Below are 16665 nucleotides of genomic sequence, written 5' to 3'. Positions count from 1 at the left end.
GGCCGTCGGTGCCACCGTCCGAACGCCGTCGGCCTCGGTGTCGTGCCCGTGATCTCCGCGAGCTAGTCCCAGAAGCTCTGGGTCCGGGCGTACTGACGCTCCTGTGCGAGGATGTCACGGTAGAAGTCGTCCTCGTCCTCGCGCAGTTTCCCGATGATGCGGGCGGCGTTGTGCGGGCCGACCCCGCGCGCGGCGAGCGCGACGATCGCTTGCTTGCCGTGTGCCTGCACCAGGTTCGACGAGCGGAACGCGCGCCGGGTGAGCCGCTCCTGCTCCTCGTCCTTCTCGTCGGCCCGGACCGCCTGCACCGCCTCCTCGTCCCACGGGTTCAGCGCGGCGACGCGGGTCGACTCACACTCGGGACAGCGCGGCGTCTCCCGGACGCGACGCACCTTCGTCGTGTGGGTCCAGCCCCGGCAGTGCATGCACAGCAGGATCACCCGGTCGTCGAGAATGCGCTCCCTGATCGTCCGGATGACCGACGCGTCGGCGTTCTCGGGGACGAGGAACTCGCGGCCCGAGGACTGTCCGCCCGACCCGATCGGCGTTCGCTCGCGCGCGGCCACCAGTTCGACCTCGCCGGACTGGATATCCGCGAGCAGGTCGGCCGTCTCCTCGACGGCCAGTTCCGTGTGGAACACCTCCCTGATCGCCTCCTCGAACACGGGCGTGTCCTCCAGGGCGGCCATCAGCCGGTCCGCGCCGAACCGCTTTTTCCCCTGGTACGGCTTCAGCGACCCGAACTTCGCGGCGACGTGGGTGAGGGTGAACTTCAGCGTGTCCGACCGCTTGAGCGCGAGTTCCAGCAGCGCCTCGACGTGCCCGGGGTCCGTCTCCTCCAGCACCTCGATGACGGTCCCGGGGTCGACCGACGAGGGGACCTCGAGTTCGACGCGGTACGGGTCGGCGTCCATCCCGACCGAGGAGCCGGTTCGCTGGCCGATGAGCGCCGAGAGCAGGCGGCCGAGCGTCCGGTTTACCTCGTGGCCGAACGCGGCGTTGAGCGCGACGGAGCGGCCCCGGCCCTCCAGCACGATCCGTCGATCGGTCGGCATCGGCCCGCCGGTCTCGACCTGGCGTTCGACCTGTTCGAGGCCGACCCGGGCCGTCCGCCGGTCGGTCGGGTAGCGGGAGGCGAACTCCCGCGCGACGGCGTCCGCCGAGGCGCCGCCGGCGAACTGCGGTTCGGCGACGCCGCGCATCTCGCCGACCTCGCCCGCCACCGCGCGGGGGACCGGAATCTCCTGGCCCGTCCACGACGGCACCTCGCCGGCGGGGTCCTCGATCGGCGCGACGTTCACCTCGCCCTCCTCGTCGTCGATGTCGTTGATGCGCCACATCTCGCCGCGCTGGATGAACGTCTCGCCCGGCGCGGCGAAGTTGACGACGAAGCGCTCGTCAAGCGTGCCGATCTGGCGGCGCGAAGAGATGTCGGTGACCTCGTACGTCTCCTCGTCGGGGATCATCGAGAGGTTCCGGTAGAAGTACTGCCAGGTGCCGCTCGAGGACTCGAGGACGTCCCGCTCCTCGTCGATCCAGACGAGGCGGTTTCGGGAGAGTTCCCGGACCACCTCCCGGAACGTCTCCTCGGTCAGGTCGCGGAACGGGTACGCGCCCGTCAGGAGGTCGTACGCCTCGCGGGCGTCGATCTCGTCGAAGTCCATCAGCAGGCCGACCGTCTGGTTGGCGACGACGTCGAGGCTCGCGTGGTGGATGCCGGCGTCCTCCACCTCGCCGGCGGCAGCGCGCCGGGCGATGGCGAGCGCCTCCATGGTGTCGTCGGGGTGGTCGGTGATGATGGTGCCGTGTGAGGTCTCGCCGCGTCGGTGGCCCGCGCGCCCGACGCGCTGGAGCAGGCGCGCGACCTCCCGGGGCGAGTTGTACTGGACGACGTGGTCGACCCGTCCCACGTCGATGCCGAGTTCCATCGAGGAGGTGCAGATGAGCCCGTCGACCTCGCCAGCCTTGAACGCCTCCTCGACCTCGATTCGGGCGTCCTTCGAGAGCGATCCGTGGTGGACGCCGACCGGTTCCTCCAGTTTCTTGAACCGGGAGCCGAGCGCCTCGGCCGACTGGCGGGTGTTGACGAACACGAGGGTCGACTCGTGGTCCCGGACGACGTCCCGGATGGCCCTGACGTGACTGGCGACGGTCGCGTCCGTCGCCAGTTCGCCGGCCAGCCGCTCGTCCTCGTCGGTGATCTCGGGCGAGAGCACGTCGAACTGGGCGTTCGTCCCGCCGTCGGCCTCGACGATCTCACAGCCCCGATCGGCCGTCAGAAACTTGCCCACCTCGTCGGGGTCGCCGACGGTCGCCGAGAGGCCGATCCGCTGGAAGTCGCCCGCGAGCGCCCGCAGCCGCTCCATCCCGACGGTGAACTGCGCGCCCCGCTTCGAGGCGGCGAGTTCGTGGACCTCGTCGACGACGACGTGGCGCAGATCCGAGAGCCCCTTCCGGAGCTTCTCGCCGGTCAGCATCGCCTGCACCGTCTCGGGCGTCGTGATGAGCACGTCCGGCGGGTCGTTCGCCTGCTTGCTCCGCTGGTAGTCGGTCGTGTCGCCGTGGCGGACCTGCACGTCGAGGTCGAGGGTCTCACCCCACCACTCCAGCCGCTCCTGCATGTCGCGGTTCAGCGCCCGCAGCGGCGTGACGTACAGCGCGCCGATGCCCTCGGGCGGGCCGGCATCGCCCGCCGCCGTCTCAGCGGCCGCGGCGTCGCCGTCGGCCCCCTCGCCCCGCACCAGCGAATCGAACACGGGGAGCATCGCGGTCTCCGTCTTCCCGGTCCCGGTCGGGGCGATGACGAGCGCGTCCCTCCCGGCGGCGAGCGGCGGGATGGCGCGGCGCTGTGGCTCGGTGGGCGTCGTGAACCCGCGCTCGGAGAGGGCCGTCCTGACGGCGTCGCCGAGCGCGGCGAAGGCGTCCATTCCCCCCGCCCGCGCCGCGTCACTCATTGGAGCGGATTGCGGTGCGAGGGGGTTAAGCCCCGCGCTCCCGGCGGGCCGGTCCGGTCCCTCCCGGACCCCGACCGCGGCGAGAACGGGGGCTCACTCCCGAGCGATCGCGATGTTCTGCACCGCGCCGCCACAGGACGAACAGGTCCCCGGGTTGCTGCTCGACCGCTCGCGCGCCCCGCAGACGACGCACTCGAACAGCCCCCCCGACGGCGTGTACGGATCGATCTCGGAGGTTGGCATGTGACGACGTACCGTGGCCCGACGAGTAAACGTTTCCTTGCCCATCATCCCACAGTATAGTTACCTTATATGGAGTTACTGAACGTTCGTCTATTTATTTTGGTTATTTCCGATCGTCCAGACATCGCTCTCACCGAAGTTCCTCCTCGGCGAGCGATCCGGCGTTCCTGGCGGCCCCGATGGACGTCAGATAGCCCGCGCCGACCGAGGCCTTGGCAGCCTTCGCCGCGCTTCCGCGGAGCACCGTCGAGCCGACCTGCGCGACGGTGCCCTCGCCGATCGAGACGATCCAGCCGGGCACGTCGAACCTGTACTGCGAGAGGCGGGGACGGAACGCCTCGACGGATTCCGAGCGATCCGCCTCGACCAGTCGGGAGAGGTTCTCGGCGGCCGTCTTCGCCTCGCGGATGGCCGCCGAGGCGCTCGCGGGAACCGGCTCCCCGTCGGCGTCGACGATGCGCGCGGCGTCCCCCAGCGCGAGCGTCCGGTCGGCCGCGCGGAGGTCGGCGCGGACGGTCGGTCTGTTTCCGTCCGCTGCCGCCGGTCCGGTGATTCCGCCCGTCCAGATCAGCTGATCGTACCGGAGTTCTCCCTCCTCCGTCACGACACGTTCCGGTCCGACCCGCTCGACGGCCGTCCCCGTCCGCACGTCCACGTCCCGCTCGAGGAGTTCATCGTGGACTGCACGTCGGAAGTTGGCCGGGAAGTTCGGGGCGACCCCGTCGAACCGTTCGAGCAGGACGACCTCGACCTCCTCGGGAACCGCGAATTCCTCCTCGCGGGCGAGAGCGGTCAGTTCGCCCGCCACCTGCACGCCCGAGAGCCCCGCGCCGCCGACGACCGCGCGGCCGCCGGCCTCACGCACCGAGCGGAACCCCTCGCGGATGGTCGCCGCGTCCGCGAGCGACTTCATGGGCGTCGCGTGCTCGCGGAGCCCCTCGATGCCGTAGTACTCCGTCTCCGACCCGAGACAGACCGCCCCGTAGTCCCACGAGAGCGCCTCGCCGTCGTCCAGTACCGCCCGCCCGGCATCGAACTCGACCGAGTCCACCCGGGCGTTCACGAACTCGGTCCGGTCCAGCACGTCCGGGATCGACACCGAGATGGCGTCCGCGAGGGCCGGCCTGCGGATGGCCCGGTGCGCCTCGTGGATTAACACGTGCTCGGCCCCGTCGTTCACGAGCGTGACGTCGACCGCCGGCGGGAGTCGGGATTCGAGGCGACGGACGAGCGAGAGACCGGCGTACCCGGCTCCGAGGACGACGACGTGCATTGACGTCCGCGCTTGGTGGGCCACCGGAAAGTAGGTAGCGGCGAGGGTTTTTGTACCGGAACCCGACCAGCGCCCCCGTGACGTGACGAACGCCCCGTGGCGTGGCGCGGTCGTGCGGAACGCCGCCACGGGAGCCGCCGGTTCCGCCAGTTCGCCAACTCGATGGCGGCCGCGCCGGGGCGATTCGATCCTCCCGGTTCAGAACAGCGCCTTCGACTCCGAGAGCACGCGCGCCGGGCCGCCGAGCTCCCAGACGTCGGTCTCGACGCCGACCGCAGCGACGCGTTCCTCTACCCGGTCGGCGTACTCCGCGGTCGTGTTCACGTAGACGCTCGCGCCGGTGTCCGTCGAGAAGTAGACGGGCACGTCAGCCTCCTGACGGAGCTCCCGGACGGCGTTGAACACGGCGATGGTCTCGGGCTGCCAGTACACCCAGCCCGACGGGCCGGTCATCGTCGTCGCCGTGAGCGACAGCGAGTCGTGTTCGGCGAGTTCGAACACGTCGTCGAACGAGCCGCGGCGGAGCGCGTCGCGCATCCGCTGGATCTGCTCGTGGACGTGAGCCATGCGCGCGTCGAACATGTGGCTGGCCTCCGCCTCGCGGTGGGCCTCCTCGGTCTCCTTGTACGCGGGGACGAGCGCGGTGACGATCCGGAGGTCCGATTCCGGGTCGAACGACTCGCTCGGCCGGGTCTCGATGCGCTCGGAGCGGCAGTCGTGGTCGTTCAGCCCCGCGTAGAGGTGCGAGTACGCGCCAGTGACGGCGCGGGCGGCCGACGAGGAGCCGCGGCGCGCGACCGTCGAGACCTCGGGTCGCGTCATGTCGAGTCCGGCGGCCTCCACGAGCGCCGTCGCCAGCGCGGCGAAGCCGGACGAGGAGGAGCCGAACCCGACGTTCGACGGGAACGAGTTCTCCGACTCGACGCGGACCGCGTGGTCGAACCCGGCGAGATCGCGGACGTGGTCGGCCACGTGATCGATCCGTTCGGCGCCGCGCCCGTCGACCTCGTCGCCGTCGATGCGGTAGCCGTCATCGCTTCCGTCCGGCTCCCACTCGACGGTGGTCGTCGTCCGCGATGGGGCCGTACAGAGGCTGATGGAGTCGTGGTACGGGAGCCGGAGGTCCGGATCGCGCATCCCGTGGTACTTGACGAGGCCCTGGATGGGGTGGGCCGTCGCGGTCGCCTTCATGTCCGCCCGACCGGCCGGGGCGGGGTTAGTCGTTCCGGATGGCTCCGCGGGGGAGACGATGTCCGTGAGCTCGAACTCGTTCGGCTTCGCTCGCAGTCACGCGCGCCACCCGAAAAGTCGTCTCACCCCGTATGTGAACTCCCTATTCGTACTCGTAGAACCCCTTCCCCGTCTTCTTCCCGAGGTCGCCGGCGTCGACCTTCCGCTTGAGGAGGTAGGCGGGCTTGTAACGGTCGCCCAGTTCCTCGTGGAGCGTTCGGCTCGCGTCGAGACAGACGTCGAGCCCGATGTGGTCCGCGAGTTCGAGCGGACCCATCGGCACGTTCGTCCCGAGTTTCATCCCGCGGTCCATGTCCTCCTTCGAGGCGACGCCCTCGTCGTAGGCACGGATGCCCTCGTTGATCCAGGGCATCAGCACGCGGTTCGTCACGAAGCCGGGCTTGTCGTCGCTCTCCCACGTCTCCTTGCCCAGGTCCTCCGCGAACTCGTGGGCGAACGCGGTCACCTCCGGAGCAGTCTTCTCCCCCACGACGAGCTCGACGCCGGCCATGATCGGCACCGGGTTCATGAAGTGCAGGCCGACGACCCGGTCGGGACGGTCGGTCGCCGCGGCGATGGTGGTGATCGAGAGCGTCGACGTGTTCGTCGCCAGCACGACGCCCTCGTCCGTGACCTCGTCCAGGTCGGCGAAGATGTCACGCTTCACGTCCATGTTCTCGACGGCAGCCTCGACGACGAGGTCGGCGTCGGCGACGTCCGCGAGATCCGTCGTCCCCGTGATGCGGCCGCGAATCGCCTCGGGGTCCTCGTCCAGTTCGTCCTTCCCTGCGAGCCGCGAGAGCGACGAGTCGATGGCGGCAAAGCCCTCGTCGAGGAGTTCCCGTTCGACGTCGCGCACGAGCACGTCGTAGCCTGCGGTCGCAGCGACCTGAGCGATGCCGTTGCCCATCGTCCCCGCCCCGATGACGGCGACGGTGTCGACCTCGGAGAGTCCGCGCATGACCAGTGATGCCGGGCGGGAGGCCGTAAGCGTAGCGGAGCCGCCGCCGGGAGACCAGCGGGGCCCGAGCGACGTTCCTGTCATCGAGTAGTCTCGTTCGCACGTCATCCGTCCAAATATCGGTGACTCCGGCGGATCTGTCGGTCGAATTATTCGTATTCGATAACCGGCACAGAAAGGTTAAGGACCCGGGGTCCAAGGCACTGCCAACTGGTGAGCGCTCGTGACAGAGGACGCACCTGACCCCACCGACATCAAGTACGTCGGACCGGCGACGGCCGCGGTGCTGGCCGACGCCCCGTTCGACGCGGCGGACGTTCGCTCGAAGAACGTCTCGTTCAGAATGCTCCTCGACGTGGGCGTCAACCCCGGGGTCGCGGCGAAGATCCGCCGCGAGCACTCGCTGTCGTGGTCGTTCGAGTCCGAGGACCCGGACGACCTCCGGCGACGGTCCTCCCAGGTTCGCGGGCTGGGCGACGCCGAGCGCGCGTGGGTCGCCGCCGCCTCCGACGACTGGAGCGAGCGCGACCTCACCCCCTCGGAGGACGGGGCCGACGACGAGGCGGCGTGGGTCGCGGCGTCGGCCTCGAACGCCGAACAGGCGACGGAGGCCGACGGGTCGGGCGACCCGGTCGCGGCCGAATCCGCGTGGCGCGAGCGCTCGGCCCCGACGCCGCTGTCCGAGCTCGAGGACCTCGACGACGAGACGATCACGGACCTGGCCGAGGCGGGGATCACCTCCGTCCGATCGCTCTCCACTGCGGACCCCGGCGAGGTCGCGGAGGCGCTCGACCGCGACGCGGACCGCGTCACGAGCCTTCGGGACGCGGCCAGCAACTATCTGGGATAGACCGACCGCCGGAACGAGCCGACGACGCGGCGAAGTCGCTATTCGATTTCGAGTTAATTTCACGCCCGCCACCACCGGACGCTTTATGTGACGCGACGCGCGACCGTTTTACGAGATGCTTCCCCACGCGGACGACGCGATCACCCGTGACGGCAAGGCCCTCATCCTCGCGTACGACCACGGCCTCGAACACGGACCGGTCGACTTCGACCCGAACCCGGACACCGCCGATCCCGAGGCGGTCTGGGAGCTCGCCACCCACGACGCGGTGTCGGCGTTCGCGGTCCAGAAGGGGATCGCCGAGGCGTACTACCCGTCGTACTCCGAGGACGTGTCGCTGCTCGCGAAGCTGAACGGCACCTCGAACATGTGGATGGGCGAACCCGACTCGGCGGTGAACTGGTCGGCCGAGTACGCCGCCGATCTGGGGGCCGACGCGATCGGCTTCACGCTGTACGGCGGCTCGAACAACGAGGTCGAGATGGCGGAAGAGTTCCGCGAGGCCCAGGAGACCGCCCGCGAGCACGACATGGGCGTCGTGCTGTGGTCGTACCCGCGCGGCCAGGGGATGAAAAACGACACCAGCCCGCGGACCATCGCGTACGCCGCCCGGCAGGGGCTCGAACTCGGCGCCGACGTGGCGAAGGTGAAGTACCCCGGTTCGCCCGAGGCGATGGCCGAGGCCTGCGAGATGGCCGGCCCGGCGAAGGTCGTCATGTCCGGGGGGTCCAAGACGGACGACCGCGCGTTCCTCTCGACGGTCGAGAGCGCGGTGTCGGCCGGGGCGGCGGGGCTCGCGGTCGGCCGGAACGTGTTCCAGCGCGAGAACCCCGTCGAGATCCTCGACGCGCTGGAGGCGGTCATCTACGAGGAGGCGACCGCCGAGGAGGCGCTCGAACGGACCGGCAACGCGGCGGTCGCGGACGACTGATGGGGAGCGACGACGCCCTCGCCCGGATCGTCGACGTCGTCTCGCGCGCCGCACCCGACGTCCGCGATGCGCTCGCGGGCCGCAGGTCGTACCTCGACGAGGAGAACCCCTCCGGCGAATCGATGCTCGACGCCGACGTCTACGCCGACGACCTGCTGGAGGAGCGACTGACCGCCGTCGACGGCGTCGGCGCGTACGCCAGCGAGGAGCGCGAGGGCGTCGTCAACGCCGGCGAGGGGCTCTCGGTGGCCTGCGACCCGCTCGACGGCTCCTCGAACCTCAAGCCGAACAACACGATGGGCACCATCGTCGGCGTGTACGACGCCCCGCTGCCGGCGTCGGGCCGCGACCTCGTCGCGGCCGCGTTCGTCCTCTATGGCCCCATCACGACGATGGTCGTGGCCCGCGAGGGCACCCCCACGGAGTTCCTCGTCACCGAGGACGGCGACCGTGAGAAACTCCGCGACGTGGAACTCCCCGAGGAGCCGACGGTGTACGGCTTCGGCGGCCGCGTCCCGGACTGGCCCGACGACTTCTCGGGGTACGTCGAAGAGGTGGAACGGGAGCTGAAGCTCCGGTACGGCGGCTCGATGATCGGCGACGTGAACCAGGTGCTCACCTACGGCGGCGTGTTCGCGTATCCGGCCCTGGCGTCCAGCCCGGACGGGAAACTCCGCCTGGTGTTCGAGGGCGCGCCCATCGGCTACATCGTCGAGGCCGCCGGCGGGGCGTCCTCGGACGGTGGGGGTTCGCTGCTCGACGTCGAGGCGACCGAACTGCACCAGCGGACCCCGGTCCACGTCGGCAACCGCGGCCTGATCGAGCGACTGGAATCCGCCGTCTCGCGGTAGCCGCGTCCCGAAAGCGATTCCCGTGCCCCTCCCAAGGTCGGGGCAATGAGAGATCGCTACAAGGAACTCATGCTGCGCTCGTTCAAGGACGCGATGGACGTGGTCGACGGGTACAACGAGTGGGCGGGCGAGGCGTTCGACGAGCCCTCGCCCGTCCCGCCGCAGGCGGTACCCCAGGTCGCGATGGCGCTGTACCAGAGCCGCGTGATGGACGGCTGGGGCGGCGACGGCGGCTTCGACATCCCCGAGTTCGACGACCGGATGTTCGACTGAACCGGTCGAGCGAACGGAGCGGGCGAGACCGGGAGGGCGGCGACGGGGACCCCGCTCGGTCGGGACGGGTCGCTCGGCCCGGTCAGTCGTCCGCGGCTGGCGTCCCCGCGTCGACCGTCCCGACGCGACGGTCGAGGAACTCGTCGAGCAGTCGGAGGCTGCGGATCTTGTCGTCGATGTCCGAGGAGCCGTGGCCCTCCTCGCCCAGTTCCTCGTACTCGTAGTCCGCGCCCGCCTCGTAGCCGGCCTCGTCCATCGCGTCCCGGAAGATGCGCGCCTGCGAGACCGGCACGCGCGGGTCGTTGACGCCGTGGACCATCAGCAGCGGGGCGTCGACGTTGTCGACGTGGGTGACCGGCGAGCGCTCCTCGTAGAGGTCGGGGTTCTCGTCGGGTTCGCCGAGGTACTTCACCATCAGCTCCGAGCGGAAGTGGGGCATGGTGTTCTCGTACATGTCCTCGAGGTCGCTCAGGCCGACCCAGGCGACGCCGGCGGCGTACAGGTCCGGGAACTGGACCAGCTGCCAGTAGGCCGAGTAGCCGCCGTAGGAGCCGCCGTACACGACGACGCGGTCCTCGTCGAGCCAGTCGTGCTCGTCGAGGACGTGCTCGGCCGCGGTCACGACGTCGCCCTGCTCGGCCCCGCCCCAGTCGCCGTACAGTTCCTCGACGAACTCCCGGCCGCGACCGGTCGAGCCGCGGTAGTTCACCTGGAGCACGGAGAAGCCGCGCGAGAGCAGGAACTGCGTCCGGTAGCCGAACGAGAGGCTGTCGCGGTGGCGGGGGCCGCCGTGCGGGTTGACCACCAGCGGCGACGGTCGCTCGCCCGAGTCGTAGAGGATCGCGCCGATCTCCAGTTCCTCGTACGGGTCGTGTTCGACCGCGCGCTGGGGCGTCTCGGGGACGCCGTCCGAGGTGACGGTGAAGTACTCCGCGTCGCCGAACTCCGCCGGCGAGAACGGGCCGTACTCCGCCGGGAGCACCGTCCCGTACTCGTCGGTCTCGAGGTCGTACGCGAGGAGTTCGACCCGGCGGGTGGGGGTCGTGTGCATCAGGAGGACGCGCCCGTCGTCGAGGACCCACTCGCCGCCAGCGCCGCCGCGGCCGAACGTGGCGACGCCGTCGGGGACGTCGAACTCGCGCCCCTCGCCCGTCTCGACGTCGTAGACGACCGGGACGACCTCCGCGTTCCTGGTTCGGGAGACGACGACGCGGTCGCCGTCCGGCAGGAAGAACGCGGGCTCCTCCTCGCGTGTGCCGTCGCCGAGCCACGTCACCTCGTCGGCGTCGAGGTCGTAGACGCCGGCCCGAGTGAGGCCGGGCGAGTTGTCCGACACCAGCAGCGCGTCGCCGTCGGGGTGCCAGTCCGCGGGGCTCGCCTCCGCACCCGTCTCGCCGACGTCGAGGGTGCGGGCGTTCGAGCCGTCGGCGTCCGCAACGAAGGTGTCCACGTTGTCGTAGTCGTCGGACTCGTTCGTGGCGTAGGCGACCCGGTCGCAGTCGGGCGAGAGTTCGGCCGTCCAGACGGCCCGGTCGTACCCGGTCACCTTCGTCGTCTCGCCGCTCGTGAGGTCGTGCCGGTAGACGTTCATCTGGCCGTCGCGGTTCGAGCCGAACAGGAGCGTCTCGCCGTCCTCGCCGACCGACTGGAGCATCACCTGGGCGTCCTGCTGGACGATCGGGTCGACGTCGCCGTCGCGGTCGATGGCGAACAGGTCGTTCTGTTCGTCGCCGTCCTCGTCCAGATGGAAGAACACCCGGTCGCCGTCCGCGCCCCACTCGAAGCCGTGGACCACGTTCTTCGGTACGTTGCCGTCGCTCCACTGGGTCAACTCGCCCGTCTCCGGGTCGAGCCGATACAGTTCGTTCCGGCCGTCGACGTCGTAGTACAGCGCGATCTCGGCCCCGTCCGGCGCGACGGTCGGGTGCGCCATCGTCGGCAGTTCCGCCAGTTCCTGGAGGGTGTCGGCCATTGCGAGGGGAACGTCGGTCGGGAGCGACTTGATACCTTCCAGAAGCGCCCTCCTGTAAACATATTTACGGATGGGGCGACGGTGCGGTCGACCGACCGAGTCGGCTTCCGGGACCGATCCGGCGAGCGACGCCCGGCGCGCATGGAAACTCCTTAGGGCAATTCTTGCACAGACAGTTGTATGAAGGTCCACGTGGGTGCCGGGGCGAGCGAGGAGGAGGCGGGCGCCATCGCGTCCGCGCTCGCTGAACACCTCGGCGTCGACATCGAGGTGTTCGCGGGCGAGCGCGACGACCCCGCGGCCGTCGCCGAACCGCCGGAACCGGAGTACCCGCTTGCGGACGACCTCGGCCCGACCGACCGGGAGGCGACGCTCCGCGAGGAGATCGCCGACATCCTCCAGGGCGGCCCCGAGAAGTACAAGCAGCGGCTGCCCGAGCAGGGGAAACTGTTCGTCCGCGACCGCCTCGACCTCTGGTTCGGCGGCGGCGGCGAGGGCGGCGGCGGCGACGCGGACGCCGAGGGAGCCACGGACGGCCTCAAGTTCGAGGACGGGAAGTTCGCCAACTTCGACTCGTATCACCGCAACTCGCCGGACGTCGAGGAGTACGACGAGTCGAACCGCGTCCCCGCGGACGGACTCATCACGGGCGCCGCCGAGTTCGGGGGCCGCGACGTCCACTTCATGGCGAACGACTTCACCGTGAAGGCGGGGTCGATGGCCGGCCGCGGGGTCGAGAAGTTCCTCCGGATGCAACAGCGCGCGCTGAAGAACGGGAAGCCGGTGCTGTACCTGATGGACTCCTCGGGCGGGCGCATCGACCAGCAGACCGGATTCTTCGCCAACCGCGAGGGGATCGGGAAGTACTACTACAACCACTCGATGCTCTCGGGGCGCGTCCCACAGATCTGCGTGCTGTACGGCCCTTGCATCGCCGGCGCGGCCTACACCCCCGTCTTCGCCGACTTCACCGTCATGGTCGAGGGGATGTCCGCGATGGCAATCGCCTCGCCGCGGATGGTGAAGATGGTCACGGGCGAGGAGATCGACATGCAGGAACTGGGCGGCCCGGACGTCCACGCGAAGTACTCGGGGAGCGCCGACCTCGTCGCCCGCGACGAGGAGCACGCGCGCGAACTCGTCTCCCAACTGATGACGTACCTTCCCGACAAGGCGGGCGAGAAGCCGCCGCGCTCGGACGCCGAACCGCCGAAGTTCTCGCCCGGCGGCATCGACGAACTGATTCCCGAGGCCCCGAACCTCCCCTACGACGTCCACGACCTGATCGAACGGGTCGCGGACGCGGAGTCCGTCTTCGAACTCAAACCCGAGTACGGCACGGAGATCGTCACGGCGTTCGTCCGCATCGACGGCCGCCCGGTCGGCGTCGTCGCGAACCAGCCGACCCAGCGCTCGGGCGCCATCTTCCCCGACGCCGCCGAGAAGGCCGCCGAGTTCATCTGGACCTGCGACGCCTACGAGGTTCCCCTGCTGTACCTCTGTGACACGCCGGGGTTCATGGCCGGCTCGGACGTCGAGAAGGACGCGATCCTCGAGAAGGGGAAGAAGTTCATCTACGCCACCTCCTCGGCGACGGTCCCCCAGCAGACCGTCGTCGTCCGGAAGGCGTACGGCGCGGGCATCTACGCGATGGGCGGGCCCGCCTACGAGCCCGAATCGGTCATCGGGCTCCCGTCGGGCGAGATCGGCATCATGGGGCCCGAGGCCGCGATCAACGCCGTCTACGCGAACAAGCTGAACGACATCGAGGACGAGGCGGAGCGAAAGGAGCGGGAGGCCGAACTCCGCGAGGAGTACCGCCGCGACATCGACGTCCACCGGATGGCGAGCGAGGTCGTCATCGACGAGATCGTGCCGCCCTCGGAGCTACGGGAAGAACTCGTCCAGCGGTTCGACTTCTACGCGGACATCGAGAAGTCCGTCCCCGACAAGAAGCACGGCACGGTGCTGTAGACGAACGTCACCGAGGTTCAAATACGAAGGCTGGACCGGCCCGACCGTGCGCTGACCGACTACCGTGAGACGCCACGCACTCGCACGGCGACCCGTCCCGCGCTCGCGCCGCCCTGTCGCCGTCCGTCAGCCGGCGCCGCGAGTTGAGGGTCTCAGCCGCCCCCCTCGAATCCGGCCCTGAGCGCCCGGACCTCCTCACGGACCGCCCGCCACTCCCGCAGGCTGCCCGGAACCGGCTCGTCCGCGTCGCCCGACCCGCCCGTGCGCTCGTCCACCGTCGCGCGGACCGACGCCGGATCGTCGACCCGACGGAAGGTGAACGACCCGCCGGCCGTCTGCAGCTCCACGGTCCCGTAGCCGAACAGCGAGCCCGTCACGGACTGTCTGTACGCGGTGTTTTCCACCTTGGCGAGCCGCGCCCGTGAGACCCGGCGGCCGAGGACGCCGCGCTTGACGTACGCGGCGCGGTCGGTCACCACGTAGCGCGTGTTCACGAGCGAGAGCAGCGAGACCGCGGGAACCGTGACGCCGAGCAGTACCGCGGCGACGACCAGCAGGAGCGGCGGCCGAGTCGAGACCGCCGGGAGCGCCCACCAGCCGACGCCGACCACGGCGACGACGAACCCGACGAGCGCCGAGGGAATCGCCGCCGAGAGCCGCGGCCGGCCGGTCCAGCCCACCGGCTCGTCGTCCGCGAGCGGGAGCGCCGGCGGAGCCTCGGCGTCGGTCATTCCTCCGCGTCCGGGTAGTCGAAGGAGTCGGTCGCCTCCGCCACCTCGGTGTCGGTCGCGTCCTCGTCCGTCGCCGCTCCGTCGGTCGCGTCCGCCCCGACGGCGTCGCCATCGACGGCGTCACCCTCGACCACCGTCCGGATCGCCCGCAGTTCGGCGAGGATGTCCGAGAGCACGTCGGATTTCGTCTCCCCGTCGGTCCGTCCCCCCTCGCGGGTGCGGATGCGCTCGTTCACGAGCTCCTGTACCCGCTTGGGTTCGGGCACGTTGTCGAAGCTGAGTTCGACGCCCGAGCCGCCGGCGGTCGAGATTTCGACGGTGCCGTAGCCGAACTGGGTGCCGAAAAAGCCCTGCGAGTAGGAGGTGTCCTGGACCTTCTCGAAGCCGATCCGCTTCACGTCACGCGAGAGGATGCCCCGCTTCTTGTACAGCGCGTCGGTCGTCAGCACGTACTCGGTGTTCTCGCGGCTGAGGTACGCCGAGACGATGATCGGGATGCCGACGACGACCACCGACAGCGGGACCCCGACGACGAGCGCGGGGACCAGGCTGAGCTTGTGCGGGATGCCGGTCCAGACGACGTCCTCGTCGGGGTCGAGGGTTAGCCAATCGAATCCGTCCGGAAGCGAGTCATCCGGGAGCGAGTCGTCCGTGGAGGGTGAAGCCATGGCCGATGGTGGCGGGCGGGACAGTATAAACCCATGCGACAGCGTCACGCCCGCGGTCGGGGCTCGGTCGCCGAGGGAACCGCGGCCGAACTCACTCGGCGTTCTCGCGCTTCAGGCTGAGCACCGTCCGCTCGAACTCACAGACGAGCGTGTCGTCCTCCGCGTCGCCGTCGGAGCCGTCACCGCCGCCGCCGTCAGCCTCCGCGTCGCCGTCGCCGACCGTGAACGCCTCGACGCGCATGGTGACGACCCCGCGCTCGCCGTCGCTCGTCTCGCGCTTGTCGAGCACGGTCGAGCGCGCGTAGATCGTGTCGCCGTGAAACACCGGGTTCGGGTGCTCGACGTCGTCGTACGAGAGGTTGGCGACGATGGTGCCGTCGGTCGTGTCCGGGATCGAGAGCCCGGTCGCCAGCGCCATCGTGTAGATGCCGTTGACGAGTCGCTCGCCGAACCGCGTGTCGGCGGCTAAGTCGGCGTCGAGGTGGAGCGGCTGCTGGTTCATCGTCATGTCGCAGAACGCCTGGTTGTCGCGCTCGCTCACCGTGCGGCGCTTCTCGTGCTCGATGGTCTCGCCGACCTCGAACTCCTCGTAGTACTTCCCGGCCATGCGCGAGGGTCGCCGCCGGGGACCAAAACCGTGGGGGAACCGACCTCGGACGTTTCGAGACGTGACCCATCCGGACGACGCTCAATGGTGCTGGTCGAACGCAGTCGGCGCGTGGCTGGCGAACCTCCGTGTCCGCCATCGTCGCGAGAGATGAAGATCCGACACCACTACTGGACAGGTCGGAGACGGGAGGATTGAAATCCGGCCCACACGAACCTCACGCCATGGTGAGACGCAGCGTCCTCTTTTCCCCCGGCGACCGCCCGGAACTCATGCGAAAGGCGCCGAGCGCGGGCGCGGACACGATCGTCTTCGACCTCGAGGACGCCGTCGCGCCGGCGCGGAAGGAGGAGGCCCGCACCGCGGTCCGCGACGTGCTCGCCGACCCGGCGTTCGACCCCGACGCCGAGGTGTGCGTCCGCGTCAGCGGGGTCGACGCGTACGGCGACCTGGAGGCGCTGGCGGACGAGGGGCCGGGGAACTTCGACGCGGTGATGCTCCCGAAAACCGAGTCCGCCGACGCGGTCGACCACCTCGCGAATCAGTTGCGGGAACACGACTGCGACGTGCCGGTCCTGGCGCTGGTCGAGACCGCCCGGGGGGTGCTGAACGCCGCCGGGATCGCGGACGCCGACGCGACCGACGCCCTGCTGTTCGGCGCGGAGGACCTCTCTGCCGACGTCGGCGCGACGCGGACGACGGAGGGAACGGAGGTGCTGTACGCCCGCGAGAAGGTCGTCGTCGCGGCCGCGGCCGCCGGCGTCGACGCCGTCGACACCGTGTTCACGGAGTTCGAGGACGCCGATGGCCTGCGGGAGGAGACCGAGTTCGCGGCGGGGCTGGGCTACGACGGGAAGATGGCGATCCACCCCGCGCAGGTGCCGGTCATCAACGAGGCGTTCACGCCCGCCGAGTCCGACGTCGAGTGGGCCGAGCGCGTGCTGGCCGCGCGCGAGGAGGCGGCCGCCGCTGATCGCGGCGTGTTCGAGGTCGAGGGGGAGATGATCGACGCGCCGCTGGTCGCGCAGGCCGAGCGGATCCTGGAGTACGCGCGGCTGGCGGACGAGCGAGGAACCGGCGAACGGAACGGCGACGAATAGGGGGAGGACGGGCGGGACACGGTCAGGATCGAACCCCGAACCGGGAG

At 69.9% G+C, this 16665-nt stretch carries 15 protein-coding genes; 6 read left to right on the top strand and 9 right to left on the bottom strand.

Annotation, left to right across the window (positions count from 1 at the left end):
- Nucleotides 1–62: 62 nt before the first annotated feature.
- The 5 genes from RJT50_RS05550 to RJT50_RS05530 form a co-directional block, all read right to left on the bottom strand.
- The gene (locus tag RJT50_RS05550; protein ID WP_313694849.1) at nucleotides 63–2954 is read right to left on the bottom strand and encodes a DEAD/DEAH box helicase; all 2892 of its coding nucleotides are present in this window, start codon (nucleotides 2952–2954) and stop codon (nucleotides 63–65) included.
- 93 nt (nucleotides 2955–3047) lie between these two features.
- A complete protein-coding gene (locus tag RJT50_RS05545; RefSeq protein WP_313694848.1) occupies nucleotides 3048–3197 on the bottom strand; it encodes a rubrerythrin-like domain-containing protein in 150 nt (49 codons plus the stop codon).
- 130 nt (nucleotides 3198–3327) lie between these two features.
- The gene (locus tag RJT50_RS05540; RefSeq protein WP_313694847.1) at nucleotides 3328–4470 is read right to left on the bottom strand and encodes an NAD(P)/FAD-dependent oxidoreductase; all 1143 of its coding nucleotides are present in this window, start codon (nucleotides 4468–4470) and stop codon (nucleotides 3328–3330) included.
- A 198-nt stretch (nucleotides 4471–4668) separates the two neighbouring features.
- Entirely contained in the window at nucleotides 4669–5661 is a 993-nt protein-coding gene (mvaD, locus tag RJT50_RS05535; protein WP_313694845.1) for a phosphomevalonate decarboxylase MvaD, read from the bottom strand.
- A gap of 142 nt (nucleotides 5662–5803) precedes the next feature.
- Complete coding sequence (locus tag RJT50_RS05530) at nucleotides 5804–6661, bottom strand: 3-hydroxyacyl-CoA dehydrogenase family protein (protein WP_313694844.1); 858 nt, start codon at nucleotides 6659–6661, stop codon at nucleotides 5804–5806.
- A 223-nt stretch (nucleotides 6662–6884) separates the two neighbouring features.
- Here RJT50_RS05530 and RJT50_RS05525 point away from each other — a divergent pair, with 223 nt between their 5' ends.
- The 4 genes from RJT50_RS05525 (at nucleotide 6885) to RJT50_RS05510 (ending at nucleotide 9566) form a co-directional block, all read left to right on the top strand.
- Nucleotides 6885–7511 (top strand): DUF7409 domain-containing protein, encoded by a 627-nt coding sequence (locus tag RJT50_RS05525; protein ID WP_313694841.1) that lies wholly within the window; start codon nucleotides 6885–6887, stop codon nucleotides 7509–7511.
- Between the two features lie 115 nt (nucleotides 7512–7626).
- Nucleotides 7627–8442 (top strand): class I fructose-bisphosphate aldolase, encoded by an 816-nt coding sequence (locus RJT50_RS05520; protein ID WP_313694840.1) that lies wholly within the window; start codon nucleotides 7627–7629, stop codon nucleotides 8440–8442.
- Nucleotides 8442–9293 (top strand): class 1 fructose-bisphosphatase, encoded by an 852-nt coding sequence (locus RJT50_RS05515; RefSeq protein ID WP_313694838.1) that lies wholly within the window; start codon nucleotides 8442–8444, stop codon nucleotides 9291–9293. The genes RJT50_RS05520 and RJT50_RS05515 overlap by 1 nt, the downstream gene beginning before the upstream one ends.
- A gap of 45 nt (nucleotides 9294–9338) precedes the next feature.
- Complete coding sequence (locus RJT50_RS05510) at nucleotides 9339–9566, top strand: hypothetical protein (RefSeq protein ID WP_313694836.1); 228 nt, start codon at nucleotides 9339–9341, stop codon at nucleotides 9564–9566.
- A gap of 82 nt (nucleotides 9567–9648) precedes the next feature.
- Here RJT50_RS05510 and RJT50_RS05505 read toward each other — a convergent pair whose 3' ends face one another.
- Nucleotides 9649–11538, bottom strand: coding sequence for a S9 family peptidase (locus RJT50_RS05505; protein WP_313694835.1), 1890 nt, complete (start codon nucleotides 11536–11538; stop codon nucleotides 9649–9651).
- Nucleotides 11539–11718: 180 nt separating this feature from the next.
- On the opposite strand from RJT50_RS05505, the gene RJT50_RS05500 reads away from it, so the two are divergent.
- Entirely contained in the window at nucleotides 11719–13512 is a 1794-nt protein-coding gene (locus RJT50_RS05500) for an acyl-CoA carboxylase subunit beta (protein ID WP_313694833.1), read from the top strand.
- 152 nt (nucleotides 13513–13664) lie between these two features.
- Here the strand turns inward: RJT50_RS05500 and RJT50_RS05495 are convergent, their stop codons facing one another.
- From RJT50_RS05495 to RJT50_RS05485, 3 genes are all read right to left on the bottom strand, one after another.
- On the bottom strand, nucleotides 13665–14243 hold the full coding sequence (locus RJT50_RS05495; protein ID WP_313694831.1) for a PH domain-containing protein: 579 nt from the start codon (nucleotides 14241–14243) through the stop codon (nucleotides 13665–13667).
- Entirely contained in the window at nucleotides 14240–14911 is a 672-nt protein-coding gene (locus RJT50_RS05490) for a PH domain-containing protein (protein ID WP_313694829.1), read from the bottom strand. Before RJT50_RS05490 ends, RJT50_RS05495 begins: the two co-directional genes overlap by 4 nt.
- A gap of 91 nt (nucleotides 14912–15002) precedes the next feature.
- On the bottom strand, nucleotides 15003–15518 hold the full coding sequence (locus RJT50_RS05485) for a MaoC family dehydratase (RefSeq protein ID WP_313694827.1): 516 nt from the start codon (nucleotides 15516–15518) through the stop codon (nucleotides 15003–15005).
- Nucleotides 15519–15742: 224 nt separating this feature from the next.
- Here RJT50_RS05485 and RJT50_RS05480 point away from each other — a divergent pair, with 224 nt between their 5' ends.
- Nucleotides 15743–16618, top strand: coding sequence for an HpcH/HpaI aldolase/citrate lyase family protein (locus RJT50_RS05480; RefSeq protein ID WP_313694826.1), 876 nt, complete (start codon nucleotides 15743–15745; stop codon nucleotides 16616–16618).
- Nucleotides 16619–16665: the final 47 nt, after the last annotated feature.

It is taken from the genome of Halobaculum sp. XH14, assembly GCF_032116555.1.
Lineage (GTDB): Archaea > Halobacteriota > Halobacteria > Halobacteriales > Haloferacaceae > Halorarum > Halorarum halobium.
Note: the sequence above shows the minus strand (reverse complement) of the source record. Positions and strands in the feature narration are given on the sequence as shown.